Raw genomic sequence first — 17,902 nt, forward strand, 5'->3', positions numbered from 1 at the left:
CATTGCTCCGGCCCGCCAAGATTGCGTTTAAAAAATTTGGGGGCGTCATCCGCCCCCTTTGTCCCTACTTCACTTCCGTGTCGTCAACGACATCGGTCTCCGGCCTGTCGCCGCCGTGAACGTGTTGGGATTGCCACTGGCCGTCAGCCAGCTGGAAGGAAATATCCACTTCCTCGCCCCCAATCTGTTGCCTGCGCGCCGCATCCTTGGCCGCTTCAAGAGCTGAATCGTGATCGGGAAATGTCTCTGACCATACATCTCCAAGCCGGTAGGCATATCCGCCGTCGTGCTCGCCTACATGATAAGTAACTGCCATCGTCAACTCCTTTTGAACAGGCTTAAAACGCCGCCGACTGGCAGATGTTCCGGCCATATGTCAGTCTCAAGCTGGCCGCCAATGAACCGAGTGGACGAAACGGCGTTAAGACCTGCAGGAGGAGAACGAATATGAAGCAGATCCTTATCGTCATCTCCCTGTTGATAGCCTCAACCACGAATGGGTTCGCAATGGATAGTCTGGCAGAATTGAAGTGGAACAAGCGGATACTGGTGCTTTTCGCCGAGGACGGAAGTTCCCGGTTGAAGCAACAGGTCGACCTTCTGAAAAGCCGTGCCCCTGAAATGGAAGAGCGGGACATGCTGGTGCTGCAAGTCAGCGAAACGGACGTCAAATCGGTCTACGGGGAGGCACCCCGGCTTGATGCCGCAGCGCTCCGCGCCGAAGCCGGCATAGCCGGATCGGACTTCACGGCCGTTCTCATCGGGAAGGACGGAGGCGAAAAGCTGAGGAGCAAAGACGTTTTGAAAGAGAAAGATCTATTCGATCTCATCGACAGTATGCCTATGCGCCGGGCGGGCCAGAAATAATTGCGAGCCAGAATTCTACCGTCCGTGAAGAGGTTTCTCAGAAGTTGAAGACATCCGAACCGCTCATTGTCACGGCACAGATACTGGAGCAGGATCTCCAACCATTCGATACGCTCCGGAAACAGCATGTCCCGGCAGACAAAAATTTCCTTCGCGCGCACGTCACGCTGTTCCACAGGCTTCCCGGCGAGTACCTAGGCGAGGTGCAGCACCGCCTTACTCAGGTCGCTTCAGAACATTCAGCGATCAGGGCCGAGATCGACGGTCTGCGCCACCTCGGGGCCGGGGTCGCCTTCACCATATCCAGTCCGCAACTGCAGCAGGTTCATGCCAGCCTGAAGCTTTTGTTCCGACAATGGCTTGGCGGGCAAGATATGCAGAAGTGGCAGCCCCATATCACGGTGCAGAACAAGGTCGCAAAACCGGCTGCGGACGCGCTTTACAAGGACCTTGATCAATCCTTCCAGAAAAGCTCCATATGTGTAACGGGTCTGGACCTCTGGCGTTACCTTGGCGGACCATGGCAGCATTGCCTGTCCGTTCCCTTCACGGCATCGCCCTAACGAGAAGTCTTTAACGGCAACAAAGCCCGATTATCCGACTGACGCATTGGATTCTGCGTGGCTGCGGCGTCCCGCGGCGCACCTTGTCCATCATCCTGCGCGGGGGCTTCATCGACGACACCGTCGTTTAGAAACAGACGCTGCGTCGACAATCACAAAATCGATTTTTATTGGACCCCAAAAGACGAAAAGCCTGCCGCGGGAGGAGGTGCGGCAGGCTTTCGAAATATTGAACAGCGACTGGGAGGAGGAGTGTCACTGTTCCAACAGACGTCCCTTGGGAGGAGGATAGGTTCGTCTGATTGCGAAGGGATGCGGGAGGAGTGCATCGCTTTCGATGTCCCCAACATACCATTTTTCGCTGCTCGTTAAATAGCCAAATCCACAGCCCTGCCATGCAAAAACGATGGCAGTCGCCCGTCACCCATGCCTCGTCCCTGGGGGGATGATTGGACCGTCAATCGACTTCGGGGTCGTATTCTCTGGGTGTGTCGTCCTTGCTGAACAGAACACATGGCCCCCGTGATCCCCGAGGATCATAGGAATATCCTTTTAGCGCCAAGGCCTGCGTAATGTCGCGAATGCCTGCGAGATGGTAGAGATGATCGTGCAGTTCCACGAATATCCTCTCTACACCGACAAGCTCAGCGTTTTGCAGGAGATCGTGCTCTGCCCCTTCGATGTCCATGACCAAGGCATTGATACGATGACGATTGATGAATTCGTCGATATTCTCCGAGGGAATTTCGATACGCTTTTCGTAAGGCCCCTGGTTTTCATCCATGGAAGACATCCACAGATCCTTGCGAACATAAAACGGATGCAGATGTGGTGCGTGCGCTGTCAGTAGCCCTTGGGAAAAGACGACATTGTCAGCACAATTTGCCTTGATGACCCGCGTCGCAAGAGCGGCTGTGCCGGGGTTGGCTTCGAACGCCCAGACGGACACATCCTTGATGCCGGCAATGATGGAAGTGATGATACCGATGCCGGAGCCCAGTTCCAGAACACGGTCGCCCGGCTTGATCGCCTTGAGAATGCTGCGGGCTTCCTTGGCTTCGTAACTGCCATCCTCAAGCGCCTTCCAGATCACCGGAGAGACTTCCTCGCGCGCCAAATCGAGCCGGACACCGTGCACGTCAAGCCGTTCCATTCACATTTCCCTTAAAAACTGTCTCGAAGTGATCATGATAGTCTTTCGACCGCGCGCTTGAAGACGTCAAGCTTCTCGGCCGGAGCGGGTCGCCCGATCAGATAGCCCTGCATCTGATCGCATCCGAGCCGGGTCAGACAATCGAACTGCTCCTGGGTCTCGATACCCTCGGCAATCGTCGTCATTCTCAGGCTTCTGGCCATGCCGACGACGAATTCGACGATAGCCATAGCATCCGTATCGGTCGCCACATCACGAAGGAAAGACTGGTCGATCTTGATCTTGTCAAACGGCACGCCGCGGAGATTTCCAAGCGACGAATAGCCGGTGCCGAAGTCGTCCATGGCGATCTTGATGCCGACATCCTTCAGTTTTGCCAATGTCTCCAGCGTCTGCTCGCTTCTGTTGAGCAAGACCGACTCGGTAATTTCAAGCTCCAGCCTGTGCGCATCCAGACCGCTTTTCTCCAAGGCATTGACGACATTCTGGATAAGCGTCGTGCTGTGGAACTGGACGGGCGACAGATTGATCGCAACCTTGAGGTCTCCCTTCCACGACTTTGCCTCCTGACAGGCCGTATCCATCGCCCACTTCCCAAGGGAATGGATGAGACCGGTTCGCTCGGCAACGGGTATGAAGTCGGAGGGTGGTACGCGACCACGCACGGGGTGGGTCCATCGCAAAAGCGCCTCGAAACCGCATATTTCGCGCGTTTTCGTCAGCATCTGCGGCTGGTAGTAGACTTCCATTTCGTTATTCTGGAGTGCGAGCTGAAGGTCGGCTTCGAATGACCGTTTCTCGGTCAGTTGCTGCTGCATATGGACCTTGAAGACGCTCGCGCTCCCCGGTCCCATCCGCTTGGCTTCATAGAGCGCCAGATCCGCCCTCTTGAACAACTCGTCAGCATTGGTCGCATCGTCCGACACGACGACGCCAACGCAGGTACCGATCTTGATCTCGAGCTCACCCAGATTGTAGGGCTGGCTGATTTCATCGATGAGGGCGTCGGCAAGCACGACGGCATCTTCCTCACTCATGCCGCTCGATATGACCGCGAATTCATCACCACCGAGGCGGCAGATCATATCGCTTTTCGCCCGCGAGGACGACAAGCGTATCCCGACAGCCTGAAGCAGCGCATCTCCAACATCGTGCCCAAGCGTATCGTTGATATCCTTGAAACCATCCAGGTCCAGCAGAAGGATCGTGGCGGTGCGAGCATCTTTGACGCCCAGACGCTCGTCCAGCTCCTTGCGGAAGAAGGCGCGGTTGGGCAATTCCGTCAACGCGTCGTGATAGGCATCGTGCTCAAGCCGAACGTTGTTGGCTTGCAATTCCAGCGTTGCCGCCTGCAATTCCTCGGTCAGCCCGCGCATGTCCTTCTGTGCGCGATCAAGGAGATTGTTGTGGCGGTTCAGCAGCAGAATAAGGGCAACACCGCAAACGATCAGACCGCCCGCAAGGCCGGTAAAGATGAGATGGAGATTTCGCACCTCCGTATGGACGGAATCGATGAGATCGACGTCATAGGCAACGGAGGATGACGCGAATGTCGTCAGCGGCCCGTCCAGCTCGCTCATTTTTGGCAGAAGCGCTTTTACCTCTGGGGGCTGCAACTGTTCCAGATTTTTATCCAGATCCAGCAGTATCGCATTGAGGGTCGTGACGAGATCCTGCCATTCTGCGCGCGAGGCGATGAATGCTCCGAGTTTGCCCTGCTTGAGAAGCTCCAGTCGCCCAAGCATGATGTCCATTCGCAGGCGAAGGGTGTCGTGGGTGACGCGCTCTGGATCCACAACGAAGCCATAAAGACTGTTCTGGAGACGCAGATATTCGGAAACGGTCTGACTGACGGCCCACGAATCATTGTATCGGGCAAATTTCTGCAACGCAGTTTGCCGCTCGGCGATGACGTAGGCGATATAGCCTGTAGCCAACACGAAGCAGCAGATAATGACCGCCAATACCTTGCGCAATCGGCACCTTTACTCGACTATAAGCTTCGCAACCTGCCAGGCGGAGCGCGTATAGTAAATCTGCGTTTGAAGTTCCGGCGTGCTGTCATAGGGGTAAATGACGAAGAGGGGTCCCTTCTCACGAACTTCCATGTAATTCCCATCCCGCTTCATGGCCAGAACAACGTTGAATTTTTCAAAGTCTGCCATCGGTATAGCTATTGCATAATCATTCAGTGCGACGGCTTTTACAGTCTCGCCCTTGGCCCCCACCGTCTCCATTAATTTTTTGAGCAGCACGCCCTCGAAAACCGTTCGGCCATCATACCATGGATTCGTTGTCTGAACGGTCGTGACCCCAAGCGCCTCGAGCATGTCTCGATCAAATCTTGCGACGCCGTCCGCATTGGTGTTTGAAATTTGCCCCGAGATCGTCAATATGGTCTTCCCGACCGGCTGCGGCAAAGAGCCGGCCTGTGCGGATGAAATCCATGTGATCGCCAAGACGGCGCTTAGAAATGACCGCACAAAACACATCGTTTTTGTCCTTCGATAGACCCCATGGCTCACCATTGGCCGAGCTAATCAATTTCTAAAATCTTATATCAGAATTCGATACAATATTCTTACATAGATTTTTTCTAATATTTCGAGGCTCTGGCTTCTCGCAACGCATCGTCCCGCCCTAGCCTCAGAATGACCATTGCGTGAATTCACGTTACCGCATGTTTTTGACGGAGGTTAGGAAAAACAGCAAGATGTTTTGAGAATGGTTTAAGAATATAAAACACTTAGCCACCGGGCGTGGCAATAACCTCGCCCGGTGCTATCCTCGGTTTGGAAAATCCCTCCAAAGCAAATGGAGGGATAAATGCTGGTCACATCACTTCAGGTCGAACCTGTCGGCGTTCATCACCTTGTTCCAGGCGGCAACAAAGTCCCTGGTGAAGGCATTGCCTGCGTCGGAAGATCCGTAAACTTCCGCAAGAGCCCGCAATTGAGAATGGGAACCAAAAATGAGATCGACTCGCGTGCCGGTCCATTTCGCTTCACCGGTCTTGCGGCTGCGGCCTTCGTAAACGCCATCCTTGCCTGCGACCGGCGACCACTGCAGATCGTTGTCGAGGAGGTTGACGAAGAAGTCGTTGGTCAGAACGCCGGGGCGGTTTGTGAAGACGCCATGTTCCGGCTCTCCAACATTAAGCACACGCAGACCACCCACCAGAATCGTCATCTCCGGCGCAGTCAGCGTCAGAAGCTGCGCGCGATCCACAAGAGCCTCTTCAGGCTTCATGAACTGGCGACGCGTCTTACTGATGAAGTTACGGAAACCATCGGCACGCGGCTCCAGTGCGGCGAAGGAAGCTGCATCGGTCTGCTCCTGCGATGCATCCGTCCGGCCTGGCGTGAATGGCACGACGATGTCGTTGCCGCCTTCTCTTGCAGCCTTTTCGATGCCTGCAGCACCGGCAAGCACGATCAGATCCGCCAGAGAAATCTTCTTGCCCCCGGTCTGAGCGGCGTTGAAGTCACGCTGAATGCCTTCCAACACGCCAAGAACCTTGGTGAGCTGTGCAGGCTGATTGACCTCCCAGTTCTTCTGCGGCTCAAGGCGAATGCGTGCGCCATTGGCACCGCCACGCTTGTCTGAACCACGGAAGGATGATGCCGAAGCCCAGGCTGTCGAGACCAGTTCCTGCACTGTCAGGCCAGAAGCCGCGACCTTTGCCTTCAGGTTGGCGATATCGCTGTCGTCGATGAGAGGGTGGTCAACTGCGGGTACGACATCCTGCCAGATCAGATCTTCTGCTGGAACTTCTGGTCCGAGATACCGCACCTTCGGTCCCATGTCGCGGTGCGTCAGCTTGAACCACGCACGCGCAAAGGCATCGGCAAACTGATCAGGATGCTCAAGGAAGCGACGGGAAATCTTTTCATAGGCCGGGTCGAAGCGCAGAGCCAGATCCGAGGTCAGCATTGTTGGAAGATGCTTTCTCGATGGATCATAGGCATCGGGAATGGAGGGCTCGGCATTTTTGGCGACCCACTGCTTGGCGCCAGCCGGGCTTGTGGTGAGTTCCCATTCGAATCCGAAGAGATTTTCGAAGAAGAAGTTGCTCCACTGCGTCGGCGTCTGTGACCATGTCACCTCCGGGCCGCCCGTGATGGCGTCCTTGCCGATGCCGCTGCCGAACTTGCTTCTCCAGCCGAGGCCCTGATCCTCGATTTCGCCACCTTCCGGCTCGACGCCGATCAGCGATGGATCGCCAGCGCCGTGCGTCTTTCCGAATGTGTGGCCGCCCGCGATCAGTGCGACGGTTTCTTCGTCGTTCATCGCCATGCGGGCAAAGGTCTCGCGGATATCCCGTGCAGAGGCCAATGGATCAGGATTGCCGTTCGGACCTTCAGGGTTGACGTAGATGAGGCCCATCTGCACCGCGCCCAGAGGCTCAGCCAGTTCGCGCTCTCCACTGTAGCGTTCATCGCCAAGCCAGGTGCCTTCTGGACCCCAGAACAGCTCTTCCGGCTCCCACACGTCGGCGCGGCCACCGGCAAAGCCAAATGTCTTGAAGCCCATGGACTCCAGCGCGACGTTACCGGTGAGGATCATGAGATCCGCCCAGGAAATGCGGTTACCATATTTCTGCTTGATCGGCCACAGAAGACGGCGCGCCTTGTCGAGGTTGGCATTGTCTGGCCAGCTATTGAGCGGCGCAAAACGCTGCTGGCCGGCACCGGCTCCGCCGCGGCCATCGGTGATACGGTAAGTTCCTGCGCTGTGCCATGCCATGCGGATAAACAGGCCGCCGTAGTGGCCGAAATCCGCTGGCCACCAGTCCTGCGAATCCGTCATGAGGGCATGAAGATCGCGTTTCACCGCATCAAGATCGAGCTGCTTGAACGCTTCCGCATAGTTGAAGTCTTTGCCCATCGGGTCGGAGAGAGAAGATCCGTGATGCAGGATCTGGATGTCGAGCTGGTTTGGCCACCAGTCACGATTTCCTCTGACAGCTTTGGGAGTCTGGCCGTGGGCTACTGGACATTGAGCCGCGCTATCGGTTTTCTGGTCCATGATATCCTCCAAGTCACATATGTGTGGCGTTAAAAATGAGAGTTCTGAGTCAAAAATCGCAGGATTTGGGTCGTCTTTGAGAGCGAACGCACCATGTCCGTCTGCTCCGAAGAAAAATCTAATCGCTCCAGAAGACCTTTTAACGACTAGTTCCGATAAATTTAAGTTGGATTTACTGATTGCCGCGATAAGATATCCTTATGAAGAATCTGACGCTCAAACAGCTGCGCTATTTCGAAGCTCTCGCACGGCATCGTCGTTTCCGCCTTGCGGCAGATGCCTGCGCCATTTCGCAGCCTGCTCTTTCCATGCAAATCAAGGAACTGGAGGAGGAGGTTGGCCATGAGCTGTTCGAGCGCAGCGCAAAGGACGTGAGGCTCACCGCTTTCGGGCAAACATTCGCCGTTCGCGTGCGAGAAATTCTCCGCAATGTGGATGAACTGGGCGAAATGGCACGAGCCGCGAAACACTCGTTTCTTTCCCGCCTGCGCATCGGCGTCATACCAACGGTCGCCCCCTATCTGCTCCCTGTCATCATCAATGACCTCAATGCCGCCTTCGATGGCATGGAGCTGCAGATACGAGAGACGCAGACTGCAAAATTGATCGAGGAATTGAAGCAGGGCGATCTGGACCTTGCCATCGTGGCCCTGCCAGTGTCGGAGCCCTCATTGAGCGAGATAAAGCTCTTCGATGAGGAATTCGTTCTGGTACGAAGGCATGAGGATGAAGGCAAGCCCGTGCCGGACAGGGGCGCACTTCCACAGATGCGGTTGCTGCTTCTTGAAGAGGGCCATTGTTTCAGAGATCAGGCCTTGGCCTTCTGCCACGTTGGCTCCAGCCAGCCACGCGAGGTCATGGAAGGAAGCTCTCTGTCGACATTGGTACAGATGGTCAGTGCCGGCATCGGCATCACACTCATTCCGGAGATGGCGGTGTCTCTGGAGACCCGCTCGGCGCATGTCTCCATCTCCCATTTCGATGCCCCTGCTCCTGTGCGGTCCATCGGCATGATATGGCGAAACAACACGCCGCTGATCAAGCAGTTGCTGCCCATCTCCGATATCATCCGGCAATCGTCAGCGCGGATTCGCGAAGATTATACGGCGAAAAGGACGTTTTCGGGTTCGCCCAAATCAAGTTTCCGATAATCAACTAATTTTGTATGTTCTTACGCTTGCTTTAAAACACGAACGTTCGTATTTGAATTTCTGTTTTAGATAGTGAGCAAATATGGCCCGTACGCGCAAGATCAGTGCCGATGACATCCTGGATGCCGCAGAACGCGTTATCCTGCGTCTGGGCGCGGTCGGCGTTTCCATCGATGCCGTTGCTCAGGAAGCGGGCGTCAGCAAATCCAGGGTCGTCTACGATCATAAATCGAAAGCGGCTTTGCTGGAAGCATTGATAGAGCGTCGGCTTTTCTCTGAACAGCAGCACATCCGTACCTGCGTCGAAACGTCCAAAGATCAGGCACACCCTGAGCTTTTTGCTCGCATTACCGTGGCCGAAGAAGAGCCTGATGATACCGATAAGGCGGTGTGTCTTGCGTTGAGTGCCGCCATGTCCGGCGAGAAAAAGCTGCACGAAAAAATGCAGGATTGGACCCGCAGGGAGCTTGAAGACATTAGCGGTTGCGAAAAGCCACGGGCGGCTCTGGTTGCGTATCTGGCACTCACCGGCTTTTCCTGCACCGAATATTTCAATTTCTACCAGTGGGATGCGGAAGCCCGGCTGGCAATTCTCGAAGATATCCGCGCCATTTATTTGAATTCCCCCAAAGAAACCTGATCACCCGCGGTGATAAAGAGGACGATATAATGCAAAGCAGAATGTCTCTGCCAAGGCTGTTGCCACTCATCTCGGCCATTGCCCTGACCATCGCTGCCAATGGCGCGAATGCTCAGGAAGGAATGCAGATGCCACCCCCGGCAGTCGGCGTTCTCGAACTGAAGGCCAGATCGGTTCCCGTTATCAATGAGTTGCCCGGAAGAATTGCAGCGACGCGTGTCGCCGAAGTCCGCGCGCGGGTCTCTGGCATCTTGCAGGAGCGCGTGTTCCAGCAGGGAACGCTCGTCAAGAAGGATGACGTTCTCTACCGCATTGATCCGCGACTATTCAAAGTGCGTGTAGCAAGCGCAGAAGCTGCGTTGCAACGCGCAAAGGCCACACAGGACAATGCGCGCCAGCAGTTGGAACGTCAGAAAAATCTGCGCGAACGCAACGTCTCGACCGGCATCGACTATGATACGGCCGCCGTCACGCTTGCCCAGGCAGAGGCAGATGTTGCGCTTCAGCAGGCCGCGTTGGACGAGGCGCGCATCAACCTCGAATATACTGAAGTCCGCGCACCGATTACCGGCATTATCGGCGCCGCACTGGTCACGGAAGGCGCGCTGGTCACCGCTGACGGAACCCAGAATCTTGCCCTCATTCAGCAGATCGATCCCATCTACGCGGATTTCACCCAGTCCGCGCAGGATATGATGGCTTTGAAACGCGCTGTGGAGGAAGGCAAGCTGGCAAGCACCGCGCCTGATCAGGCAAGCGTGCGTCTCGTCTTTGATGATGGCAGCGTCTACTCGGATCCTGGCCGCCTGCTTTTTGCCAGCGCAAGCGTTGATTCCACCACGGGTCAGGTTACGCTGCGCGCCGAATTTCCGAACGCGCGCCGGGATCTGCTGCCCGGCATGTATGTGCGCGTCAGAATTGAACAGGCGGTGCGTGAAAGCGCCATCACCATACCGCAGCGTTCGATTGTCCGTACCGCAGATGGCAAGCCTCTGGTCTATGTTGCCAAGGAAGACAGCACAGCCGAGGCTCGTCCTGTCGTACTCGGTCAGGCCATCGGTTCGGAGTGGGTCATCGAAAACGGCCTGAAGGCTGGCGAGAAAATCGTGGTCGATGGCGCCCAGAAGGTGCAGCCCGGAGGCAAAATCGCGCCGGAACCGTGGCGGCCGGAAAAGCCGGCTGAAGCAACCGCGCAAACACCCAAGCAGTAAGGGTTTCCCATGGCACAACTATTCATCAGACGGCCGATCCTCGCCTGGGTTTTCGCGCTTTTCATTTCCATCGCGGGCGTCATCGCGCTGCCTTTCCTGCCAATCGCGCAGTACCCCAAGGTCGCGCCACCGCAGCTCACCATTTCAACGAGTTACCCGGGCGCATCGCCGCAGGACATCTATCAGGGCGTTACCCGTCTTATCGAAGACGAGTTGAACGGCGTTGAAGGGCTGATGTATTTCGAGTCCACCTCGGATACGTCGGGCCAGGTTTCCATCAACGCCACCTTCCAGGCAGGCACGAACATCAACCAGGCCTCCGTTGATGTGCAAAACGCCATTCGCCGTGTCGAAGCCCGCCTTCCGTCAGCCGTTGCGGCGCAGGGCGTGACGGTGGAAGAAGCTGCCTCCGGCTTCCTCATGTTCATCACGCTGACCTCGACCGACGGAACCATGGACGAGGTGGGCCTTGGTGACTATCTCAACCGAAACGTTCTCGGTGAACTGCGCCGCATCGAAGGCGTTGGCCGTGCACAGCTATTTTCTGCGCAACGTGCTATGCGCGTGTGGATCGACGCCGACAAGCTCGTTGGCCTCAATCTCACCGCCGCCGATATCAACAGCGCCATCACTGCCCAAAATGCTCAGGTTGCTGCCGGGCAGATCGGCGCAGCACCCAATCCGGTCACACAGGATTTGACGGCGACCGTCCTTGTCAAAGGCCAGCTCACAGACACTGAGGAATTCGGCAACATCGTCCTGCGTGCCAATCCCGATGGCAGCAGTGTGCGCCTGAAAGATGTCGCCCGCATCGAACTCGGTGCGGAAACCTACAACTTCTCCAGCCGCTTGAACGGTCAGGCGAGTGCCGCGGTCGGCATTCAGCTTTCGTCCACCGGTAACGCCGTTGCCACGTCCAAGGCTGTTTCCGCCAAGCTGGAGGAGCTTTCCCGCTTCTTCCCCACCGGCGTTGCCTATTCCGTTCCCTACGACACGAGCCCCTTCGTTTCCGCGTCTATCGAGAAGGTGCTTCATACGCTGGTGGAAGCCATCATCCTCGTTTTCGTGGTGATGTTCGTCTTCCTGCAGAACTTCCGCTACACCGTCATTCCGACGCTTGTCGTGCCCGTGGCACTGCTGGGCACCTGCGCCGTCATGTATGCCACCGGATTTTCCATCAACGTTTTGACGATGTTCGCGATGGTGCTTGCCATCGGCATCCTCGTTGATGACGCTATCGTCGTTGTGGAAAATGTCGAACGCATCATGGCCGAGGAAGGCCTGTCGCCCAAGGCCGCCACGCAAAAAGCCATGCGCCAGATCACCGGCGCTATTCTGGGTATTACGCTGGTTCTGGCCTGCGTGTTCATTCCCATGGCCTTCTTCCCTGGCTCGACGGGCATCATCTATCGCCAGTTCAGCTTGACGATGGTCGTATCCATCCTGTTCTCAGCATTTCTGGCGCTGTCACTAACGCCAGCGCTTTGCGCAACATTTCTCAAGCCGATCAAGGCCGGACATCACGAGAAGCGGGGCCCCGGCGGCTGGTTCAACCGCAAATTCGATTCCCTGACCCATGGCTACACCAGGGCGGCAACCGGCGGCGCGCGCCGTGCCGGGCGGATGATGGTCATCTATCTCGCGCTTCTCGCGGGCCTCGGCTATCTGTTCATCAGCTTGCCGAGCGCCTTCGTGCCGGATGAAGACCAGGGCTTCCTGATCGTCGATATCCAGGGTCCGCCAGAGGCAAGCGCCAACCGCACCACTGCCTCCATCGAGCAGATCGAAAAGATCTTTGCGGCGGAGCCGTCGGTCAAGGACGTCGTTGCCATCCAGGGCTTCAGCTTCTCCGGTAACGGTGCAAATGCTGCCCTTGCCTTCATCACGCTCAAGGATTGGTCAGAGCGCGGAGCCGACAATTCCGCCCAGGACATTGCCAACCGCGCCAACATGAAACTTTTTGGTCTGAAGGACGCAACAACCTTTGCGCTTTCGCCTCCCCCCATCGAAGGTTTCGGCACATCCGGCGGCTTTTCCTTCCGCCTTCAGGACCGTAACGGAATAGGTCAGGCCGCCCTGTCGGCTGCCTCTGCCGAGTTGATGCAGAAGGCGGCGCAGAGCCCAATCCTTGCCGGTATGCGCGTGGAAGGTCTTCCCGACGCTGCCCAGATTCTGCTCGTCATCGACCGCGAAAAGGCCAATACCTTCGGCGTCACCTTCGCCGATATCAACAACACCATCACCGCCAACCTCGGTTCGTCCTACATCAACGACTTCCCGAACTCGGGCCGAATGCAGCGCGTCGTCGTACAGGCGCAGGATCGCGACCGCCTTCAGGTCGAAGACCTGCTGAAACTGAATGTCCGCAATTCAAGTGGCGGCATGGTGCCCCTCAGCTCCTTTGCCATCGCGCAATGGCAGAAGGGTTCACCGCAGATCGTTGGCTATAACGGCTATCCGACGATCCGTATTGCCGGCTCTCCCGCTCCGGGAAATTCCACGGGCGCTGCGATTGCGGAAATGGAAAAGCTCGCCTCGGAACTGCCCTCAGGCATCGGCTATGAATGGACGGGACAGGCACTGGAAGAGATCAAATCGGGTTCGCAGGCCCCATTCCTCTTCGGCCTCAGCATCCTTTTCGTGTTCCTGCTGCTTGCCGGACTTTACGAAAGCTGGTCCATTCCGCTTGCCGTGATGTTGGTGGTTCCTCTGGGCGTCATCGGATCGGTACTTGCGGTCATCCTGCGCGACATGCCCAATGACATCTACTTCAAGGTGGGCTTGATCGCCATTATCGGCCTTTCCGCCAAGAACGCGATCCTCATCGTTGAGTTCGCGAAGGACTACTATGCCGAGGGCAAGTCGCTCATGGAATCAGCGGTAGAAGCAGCGCGTGTCCGCTTCCGCCCCATCATCATGACGTCGCTTGCCTTCACACTGGGCGTGGTGCCGCTTGCAATCGCCACAGGCCCAAGTGCTGCCAGCCAGAACGCCATCGGCACGGGCGTGCTTGGCGGTATGGTTTCGGCAACGGTCCTTGCGATCTTCTTCGTCCCGGCCTTCTTCGTTTTCGTCCTCACATTGATGCGCACGAAAAGACCGACGGAAGAGCCGCCTGCGGAAGAAGCCAAGCCCATAGAGGGTTGAACCTGAACGAAAACGCCGCAGAGATGATCTGCGGCGTTGTCGTTTCAAATCAGAGCTTTTGTGAACTTCAGCAGTCGCGGCCGTTGGAATATCCATCGACAATGCAGACCGAGCCGGGCATGGGCTGCGTGATACTGCGGCGAATGCTGTAGGACTTTTTCGGCTGTTCGCTGCGGTTGATCGAGCCTGTGCTGATCATGTCGAAACTATCAGGCACCTGCGCGAAACGGGAAGGCGGTGTCTTGCCAGCCAGCATGGGAGTGACGATGAGCGAAAGGGCGATTGCAACCATACCGAACAGCAGCGCGACATTCAAAACGCCAATTCTGCGCGACTTCTCGGAATAGGATTGGCGATCCTCGACTGTTTTCCAGAAATCTTCGTTCATTTTCGGCCTCGCTACGCGCCATTTACCAATTATTCAGCCTGTGAATCTGCCAGATGGTGCTGAATGAAAGGTTAATGGCGCCCCGTTTTGGTACGCACGAAGCCGTGAAAATCCCTTCTTCACAGGTTTATTTTAAAAAAGGCTTGACAATAAGTCCTGAAGATAAGGGATCAGTGGTTCATCTGCTGGCGGCATGGGGTAATCCCGTAATGCCTGCGGCTTGACCCACTTGATTGCCTGCCCCTCGGCTCCGCGCGGAATGCCTTCATAACGCCTGCACACATAAAGCGGCATCAGCAGGTGGAAGGTGTCGTAGCTGTGGCTGGCAAATGTCAGGGGTGCAAGGCAGGCAACTTTGGTTTTGATCCCAAGCTCCTCTTCCAGTTCCCGGATCAGTGTTTCCTCGGGCGTTTCGCCCGGCTCGACCTTGCCACCGGGAAACTCCCATAGTCCGGCAAGCGATTTACCCTCGGGCCGTTGCGCCAGAAGGATACGACCATCCTGATCCACCAGCGCGCAGGCGGCGACCAGCAATATGCTTCTGCCAGCCTCCGCCATCAGGCAGCATCCTTGCGCCAGTAGCGATAGGTATAGGCCGTCGAAAAGCCGAACTTCTCGTAAAGTGCGATCGCCGGTCGGTTTGTCGAGACAACCTGCAGCCAGGCGGTCTTCGCGCCGCTGATGCGGGCCCAGCGCAGCGCCGATGTGAGGATCTGCGAACCCGTGCCCTGACGTCGGATTGGCTCGGCAACCTCAAGAGAGAGAATGCCAGCAAGATCATTGTCTTGCACGCAAATCACCGTTGCCTGCGGCTCGCCCTCGACCTCTTCCTTCGTGAAAAGGCCGAGTGTCGGCTTGATGGATGTGACGATTTCCGCAATTGCGGATCGAAGCGACGGATCGTCGCCACTGACTTTGAGGCTTGCTTCCACGAACCGCCCGATATCATGGCTTGGAAGATGGGCCATCGTTTCCGGAAGCTCCGCATTGGCGATGTCGCTGGTCATGACATCGACCTCTTCGAATACCGTCCAGCCATCACGTGTAAGATGATCGCGCAATTGCGGCGGCATGAGCGCCGTCTCGCGCACGATCAGCGGCCGTCCGAAATCCTCAAAACGCTTGCGCGCCTTTTCAAGACGAACGTCGCAATGTCCATAGTCGGATGGATCGAGCGGCACGACGCAATTGATCCGCTTGGATGGATGAGACCCGGTCAGGCGGATCTGCCAGCTGCCGTCATAGATGACGGAGGAGGCAGGCCATGCCCGAAAGCTGACGGCTTCCAGCCTGCGGACAAGCGGAAGATTGATTGGCACGCTGCGCATATCAAGAGACCCCACAGATCAGCTCCGATAGTCGCCGTTGATCTCGACATATTCCTTGGTCAAATCGCAGGTCCATACCGTTGCAGTACCATTGCCAAGCCCGATGTCGACTTTGACCGGAATATCCTCGTTTTTCATCACGGCGCTGGCTTCCGCTTCGGAATAATCGGGGTCGCGCTCGCCATTGACGGCAACGCGGACATGTCCGAACCAGATAGCAAGCCGGTCGCGATCCGCGAGTTCCCCTGACTTGCCGACGGCCATGACGACACGGCCCCAATTTGCGTCTTCACCCGCAACGGCGGTCTTGACCAAGGGAGAGTTAGCGATCGAAAGTGCGATCTTCTTTGCCGCAGCGTCGCTTTCAGCACCCGTAACCGTGATTTCCACCATCTTGCGCGCGCCTTCACCGTCACGAACAACCTGCAGCGCAAGGTCTTTGAGCAGTGCGTTCAACGCATCCCGGAAAGAAGCGAGCTCCGGATCATTGGCATCTTCGATGCGCGCCTGTCCGTCCGCAGCGGCGGCACCGGTCGCAAACAGCATCAGCGTATCGGATGTGGATGTGTCGCTATCGACCGTAACCGAATTGAAGGTAGGACCAACGCCAGCCGCCAGAAGGGCCTGCAAGGCCGGTGCGGCGATGTCGGCATCGGTCACGACAAAGGACAACATCGTCGCCATGTCGGGCGCAATCATGCCCGCACCCTTGGCAATGCCGTTGATGGTGACGGTAACGCCACCGATTTCGGCGGTGCGGGTTGCAACTTTTGGATAGGTATCCGTGGTCATGATGGCCTTGGCGGCTTCCTGCCAGAAGTCGCCGGTCGCATCCTTGTTCATCTGTCCGAGAACGCCGGCAAATTTCGTGGCGTCCAGCGGCTCACCGATCACACCGGTTGAAGCAAGAAAAACTTCACTCGCAGCACAGCCAACGGCTTCTGCGGCAGACTTGCCGGTCAGCTCGGTCGCTGCCTTGCCCTTAACGCCGGTGAAGGCATTCGCATTGCCGGAATTGACAACAACGGCGCGGGCAACACCACCAGCCAGGTTCGCACGGCAGAAATCAACAGGAGCAGACGGGCAACGCGACCTGGTGAAAACACCCGCCACACTGGCAGGCTTGTCGAACACCATCAACAGAACATCGGTTCGGTTCTTGTACTTGATGCCGGCAGCAGCCGTTGCCATTCGCACACCTCGCAGGGCGGGCATCTCTGGGAAGGATTTCGGAGCGAGCGGAGAAACGGCAGCGGACATGGAACAGGAACCTGCATAATGGGGATGGAATAAAACCGATAAAGAAACAGGGCGGCTTGTCGCCGCCCCGCAGATAATGTCTGGCTTACTGCTGAGCGGGCTGTTCGGCCTGCTGCTTGCTGGCTTCCTCATAGGCCTTGCGCATGGCCTCATCAGGAATATCGATCTTCTGAGCGGCCTTGGCCTTCTCGATTAGCGCAACATACTTGTCGCGCATGACCAGCTGGCGAACCTGTGCTTCGACCTGATCGAAAGCCGGTGGCGGTGCGACGCGCTTGTCTTCGAGCTTGATGACGTGGAAGCCGAACTGGGACTTTACAGGCTCCTTGGTGTAGGCGCCCTTTTCAAGCTTGAATGCGGCTTCTTCAAATTCAGGAACCATGCGGCCCTTGCCGAACCAGCCCAGATCACCGCCGTCATCCTTGTTGGAATCGGTGGACTTTTCCTTGGCCAGTGCTGCGAAGTCCTTGCCTGCGTCCAGCTGCTTGATGACGTCCTTGGCTTCTTCTTCGGTCGCGACCAGAATATGGGCAGCCTTGACTTCCTCTTCCTGTGGAAGGGCAGCAACTTCCTTGTCGTAGCGCGCCTTCACTTCGGCGTCGGTCACGGCATCCACGACATGCTTGCGGAAGTAGGCGTTGTGCAGCTCACGGTCGGAAATGAAAGCAAGGCGCTTTTTGAAGTCTTCTGTCTTTTCCAGACCTTCGGCCGTCGCGTCCTTGACGAGAAGCTTGACGTCGATCGCGCCGGAGAGAGCCGCTACCTTCTTCTGTTCGTCGGGAAGCTGGGCCAGCTGCGGGTCGAGATTGCTCATGGCAAGATCAAGTTCGGACTGGCGGATTTCCAGATCGCCGACCTTTGCGACCACGGCATCTTCCTGTGCGAAAGCAGGAAACTGAAGCCCAAGCGTAGCTACGATGACAGCAGCCGCAATTCTATTATAGCGCAACATATTAAACCTTTCGGAGACAATGCCGGCTCCAGACGTGGTTTTCCGGCTGAAAAAACTTCCAAACACCGGAATGTGGCCATTCTGTAACGGGCAGAACCGTTGACATCATTTGCCCCCCCTCTTATCTGTCACGCAACCTCGCGTCCAGATACGTTTCAGGGTGAAGTCTGTCATTTGTACTTTATTACGGTGACAGAATGCGCATCCCGGGCAA

The 17,902-nt window shown here is 56.7% G+C and carries 16 protein-coding genes; 6 read left to right on the forward strand and 10 right to left on the reverse strand.

Going from position 1 to position 17,902, the window contains the following annotated elements:
- Nucleotides 1-64 precede the first annotated feature (64 nt).
- Nucleotides 65-316, reverse strand: coding sequence for a DUF2188 domain-containing protein (locus tag ASF69_RS13690; RefSeq protein ID WP_062588326.1), 252 nt, complete (start codon nucleotides 314-316; stop codon nucleotides 65-67).
- A 131-nt stretch (nucleotides 317-447) separates the two neighbouring features.
- Here ASF69_RS13690 and ASF69_RS13695 point away from each other — a divergent pair, with 131 nt between their 5' ends.
- Complete coding sequence (locus ASF69_RS13695) at nucleotides 448-867, forward strand: DUF4174 domain-containing protein (protein WP_062588327.1); 420 nt, start codon at nucleotides 448-450, stop codon at nucleotides 865-867.
- A gap of 44 nt (nucleotides 868-911) precedes the next feature.
- Nucleotides 912-1,430 (forward strand): 2'-5' RNA ligase family protein, encoded by a 519-nt coding sequence (locus tag ASF69_RS13700; protein ID WP_062588329.1) that lies wholly within the window; start codon nucleotides 912-914, stop codon nucleotides 1,428-1,430.
- A gap of 457 nt (nucleotides 1,431-1,887) precedes the next feature.
- Here ASF69_RS13700 and ASF69_RS13705 read toward each other — a convergent pair whose 3' ends face one another.
- From ASF69_RS13705 to katG, 4 genes are all read right to left on the reverse strand, one after another.
- A complete protein-coding gene (locus ASF69_RS13705; protein ID WP_062588331.1) occupies nucleotides 1,888-2,583 on the reverse strand; it encodes an FkbM family methyltransferase in 696 nt (231 codons plus the stop codon).
- A 32-nt stretch (nucleotides 2,584-2,615) separates the two neighbouring features.
- A complete protein-coding gene (locus tag ASF69_RS13710; RefSeq protein ID WP_062588333.1) occupies nucleotides 2,616-4,559 on the reverse strand; it encodes an EAL domain-containing protein in 1,944 nt (647 codons plus the stop codon).
- Nucleotides 4,560-4,568: 9 nt separating this feature from the next.
- Nucleotides 4,569-5,075 carry an oxidoreductase gene (locus ASF69_RS13715; protein ID WP_062588335.1) on the reverse strand — a complete coding sequence of 169 codons (507 nt, stop codon included), beginning with the start codon at nucleotides 5,073-5,075 and terminating at the stop codon, nucleotides 4,569-4,571.
- 346 nt (nucleotides 5,076-5,421) lie between these two features.
- Nucleotides 5,422-7,611, reverse strand: coding sequence for a catalase/peroxidase HPI (gene katG / locus ASF69_RS13720; RefSeq protein ID WP_062588337.1), 2,190 nt, complete (start codon nucleotides 7,609-7,611; stop codon nucleotides 5,422-5,424).
- Nucleotides 7,612-7,811: 200 nt separating this feature from the next.
- On the opposite strand from katG, the gene ASF69_RS13725 reads away from it, so the two are divergent.
- From ASF69_RS13725 to ASF69_RS13740, 4 genes are all read left to right on the forward strand, one after another.
- A complete protein-coding gene (locus ASF69_RS13725) occupies nucleotides 7,812-8,762 on the forward strand; it encodes a hydrogen peroxide-inducible genes activator (protein ID WP_062588339.1) in 951 nt (316 codons plus the stop codon).
- Nucleotides 8,763-8,844: 82 nt separating this feature from the next.
- Entirely contained in the window at nucleotides 8,845-9,402 is a 558-nt protein-coding gene (locus ASF69_RS13730) for a TetR/AcrR family transcriptional regulator (RefSeq protein WP_062588340.1), read from the forward strand.
- 29 nt (nucleotides 9,403-9,431) lie between these two features.
- The gene (locus tag ASF69_RS13735) at nucleotides 9,432-10,613 is read left to right on the forward strand and encodes an efflux RND transporter periplasmic adaptor subunit (protein ID WP_062588342.1); all 1,182 of its coding nucleotides are present in this window, start codon (nucleotides 9,432-9,434) and stop codon (nucleotides 10,611-10,613) included.
- 9 nt (nucleotides 10,614-10,622) lie between these two features.
- A complete protein-coding gene (locus ASF69_RS13740; RefSeq protein WP_062588343.1) occupies nucleotides 10,623-13,760 on the forward strand; it encodes an efflux RND transporter permease subunit in 3,138 nt (1,045 codons plus the stop codon).
- 67 nt (nucleotides 13,761-13,827) lie between these two features.
- Here ASF69_RS13740 and ASF69_RS13745 read toward each other — a convergent pair whose 3' ends face one another.
- The 5 genes from ASF69_RS13745 to ASF69_RS13765 all read right to left on the reverse strand — a co-directional run bounded on the left by ASF69_RS13745 (nucleotide 13,828) and on the right by ASF69_RS13765 (nucleotide 17,688).
- A complete protein-coding gene (locus ASF69_RS13745; protein ID WP_062588344.1) occupies nucleotides 13,828-14,148 on the reverse strand; it encodes a hypothetical protein in 321 nt (106 codons plus the stop codon).
- Between the two features lie 132 nt (nucleotides 14,149-14,280).
- Nucleotides 14,281-14,706: an 8-oxo-dGTP diphosphatase MutT gene (gene mutT / locus ASF69_RS13750; RefSeq protein WP_062588345.1), complete on the reverse strand. Its 426-nt coding sequence runs from the start codon at nucleotides 14,704-14,706 to the stop codon at nucleotides 14,281-14,283.
- A complete protein-coding gene (locus ASF69_RS13755) occupies nucleotides 14,706-15,476 on the reverse strand; it encodes a GNAT family N-acetyltransferase (protein WP_062588346.1) in 771 nt (256 codons plus the stop codon). The genes mutT and ASF69_RS13755 overlap by 1 nt, the downstream gene beginning before the upstream one ends.
- An 18-nt stretch (nucleotides 15,477-15,494) precedes the next feature.
- A complete protein-coding gene (gene argJ / locus ASF69_RS13760) occupies nucleotides 15,495-16,736 on the reverse strand; it encodes a bifunctional glutamate N-acetyltransferase/amino-acid acetyltransferase ArgJ (RefSeq protein WP_062588348.1) in 1,242 nt (413 codons plus the stop codon).
- Between the two features lie 85 nt (nucleotides 16,737-16,821).
- A complete protein-coding gene (locus ASF69_RS13765; RefSeq protein WP_082469724.1) occupies nucleotides 16,822-17,688 on the reverse strand; it encodes a peptidylprolyl isomerase in 867 nt (288 codons plus the stop codon).
- Nucleotides 17,689-17,902 lie beyond the last annotated feature (214 nt).

Source organism: Rhizobium sp. Leaf311 (assembly GCF_001423445.1).
Taxonomy (GTDB): Bacteria; Pseudomonadota; Alphaproteobacteria; order Rhizobiales; family Rhizobiaceae; genus Agrobacterium.

Coding starts and splice junctions, on each gene's coding strand:
- ASF69_RS13690 (WP_062588326.1), bottom strand. CDS start 316: ATGGCAGTTACTTATCATGTAGGCGAGCACGACGGCGGATATGCCTAC.
- ASF69_RS13695 (WP_062588327.1), top strand. CDS start 448: ATGAAGCAGATCCTTATCGTCATCTCCCTGTTGATAGCCTCAACCACG.
- ASF69_RS13705 (WP_062588331.1), bottom strand. CDS start 2,583: ATGGAACGGCTTGACGTGCACGGTGTCCGGCTCGATTTGGCGCGCGAG.
- ASF69_RS13715 (WP_062588335.1), bottom strand. CDS start 5,075: ATGTGTTTTGTGCGGTCATTTCTAAGCGCCGTCTTGGCGATCACATGG.
- katG (WP_062588337.1), bottom strand. CDS start 7,611: ATGGACCAGAAAACCGATAGCGCGGCTCAATGTCCAGTAGCCCACGGC.
- ASF69_RS13725 (WP_062588339.1), top strand. CDS start 7,812: ATGAAGAATCTGACGCTCAAACAGCTGCGCTATTTCGAAGCTCTCGCA.
- ASF69_RS13730 (WP_062588340.1), top strand. CDS start 8,845: ATGGCCCGTACGCGCAAGATCAGTGCCGATGACATCCTGGATGCCGCA.
- ASF69_RS13735 (WP_062588342.1), top strand. CDS start 9,432: ATGCAAAGCAGAATGTCTCTGCCAAGGCTGTTGCCACTCATCTCGGCC.
- ASF69_RS13740 (WP_062588343.1), top strand. CDS start 10,623: ATGGCACAACTATTCATCAGACGGCCGATCCTCGCCTGGGTTTTCGCG.
- ASF69_RS13745 (WP_062588344.1), bottom strand. CDS start 14,148: ATGAACGAAGATTTCTGGAAAACAGTCGAGGATCGCCAATCCTATTCC.
- mutT (WP_062588345.1), bottom strand. CDS start 14,706: ATGGCGGAGGCTGGCAGAAGCATATTGCTGGTCGCCGCCTGCGCGCTG.
- ASF69_RS13755 (WP_062588346.1), bottom strand. CDS start 15,476: ATGCGCAGCGTGCCAATCAATCTTCCGCTTGTCCGCAGGCTGGAAGCC.
- argJ (WP_062588348.1), bottom strand. CDS start 16,736: ATGTCCGCTGCCGTTTCTCCGCTCGCTCCGAAATCCTTCCCAGAGATG.
- ASF69_RS13765 (WP_082469724.1), bottom strand. CDS start 17,688: ATGTTGCGCTATAATAGAATTGCGGCTGCTGTCATCGTAGCTACGCTT.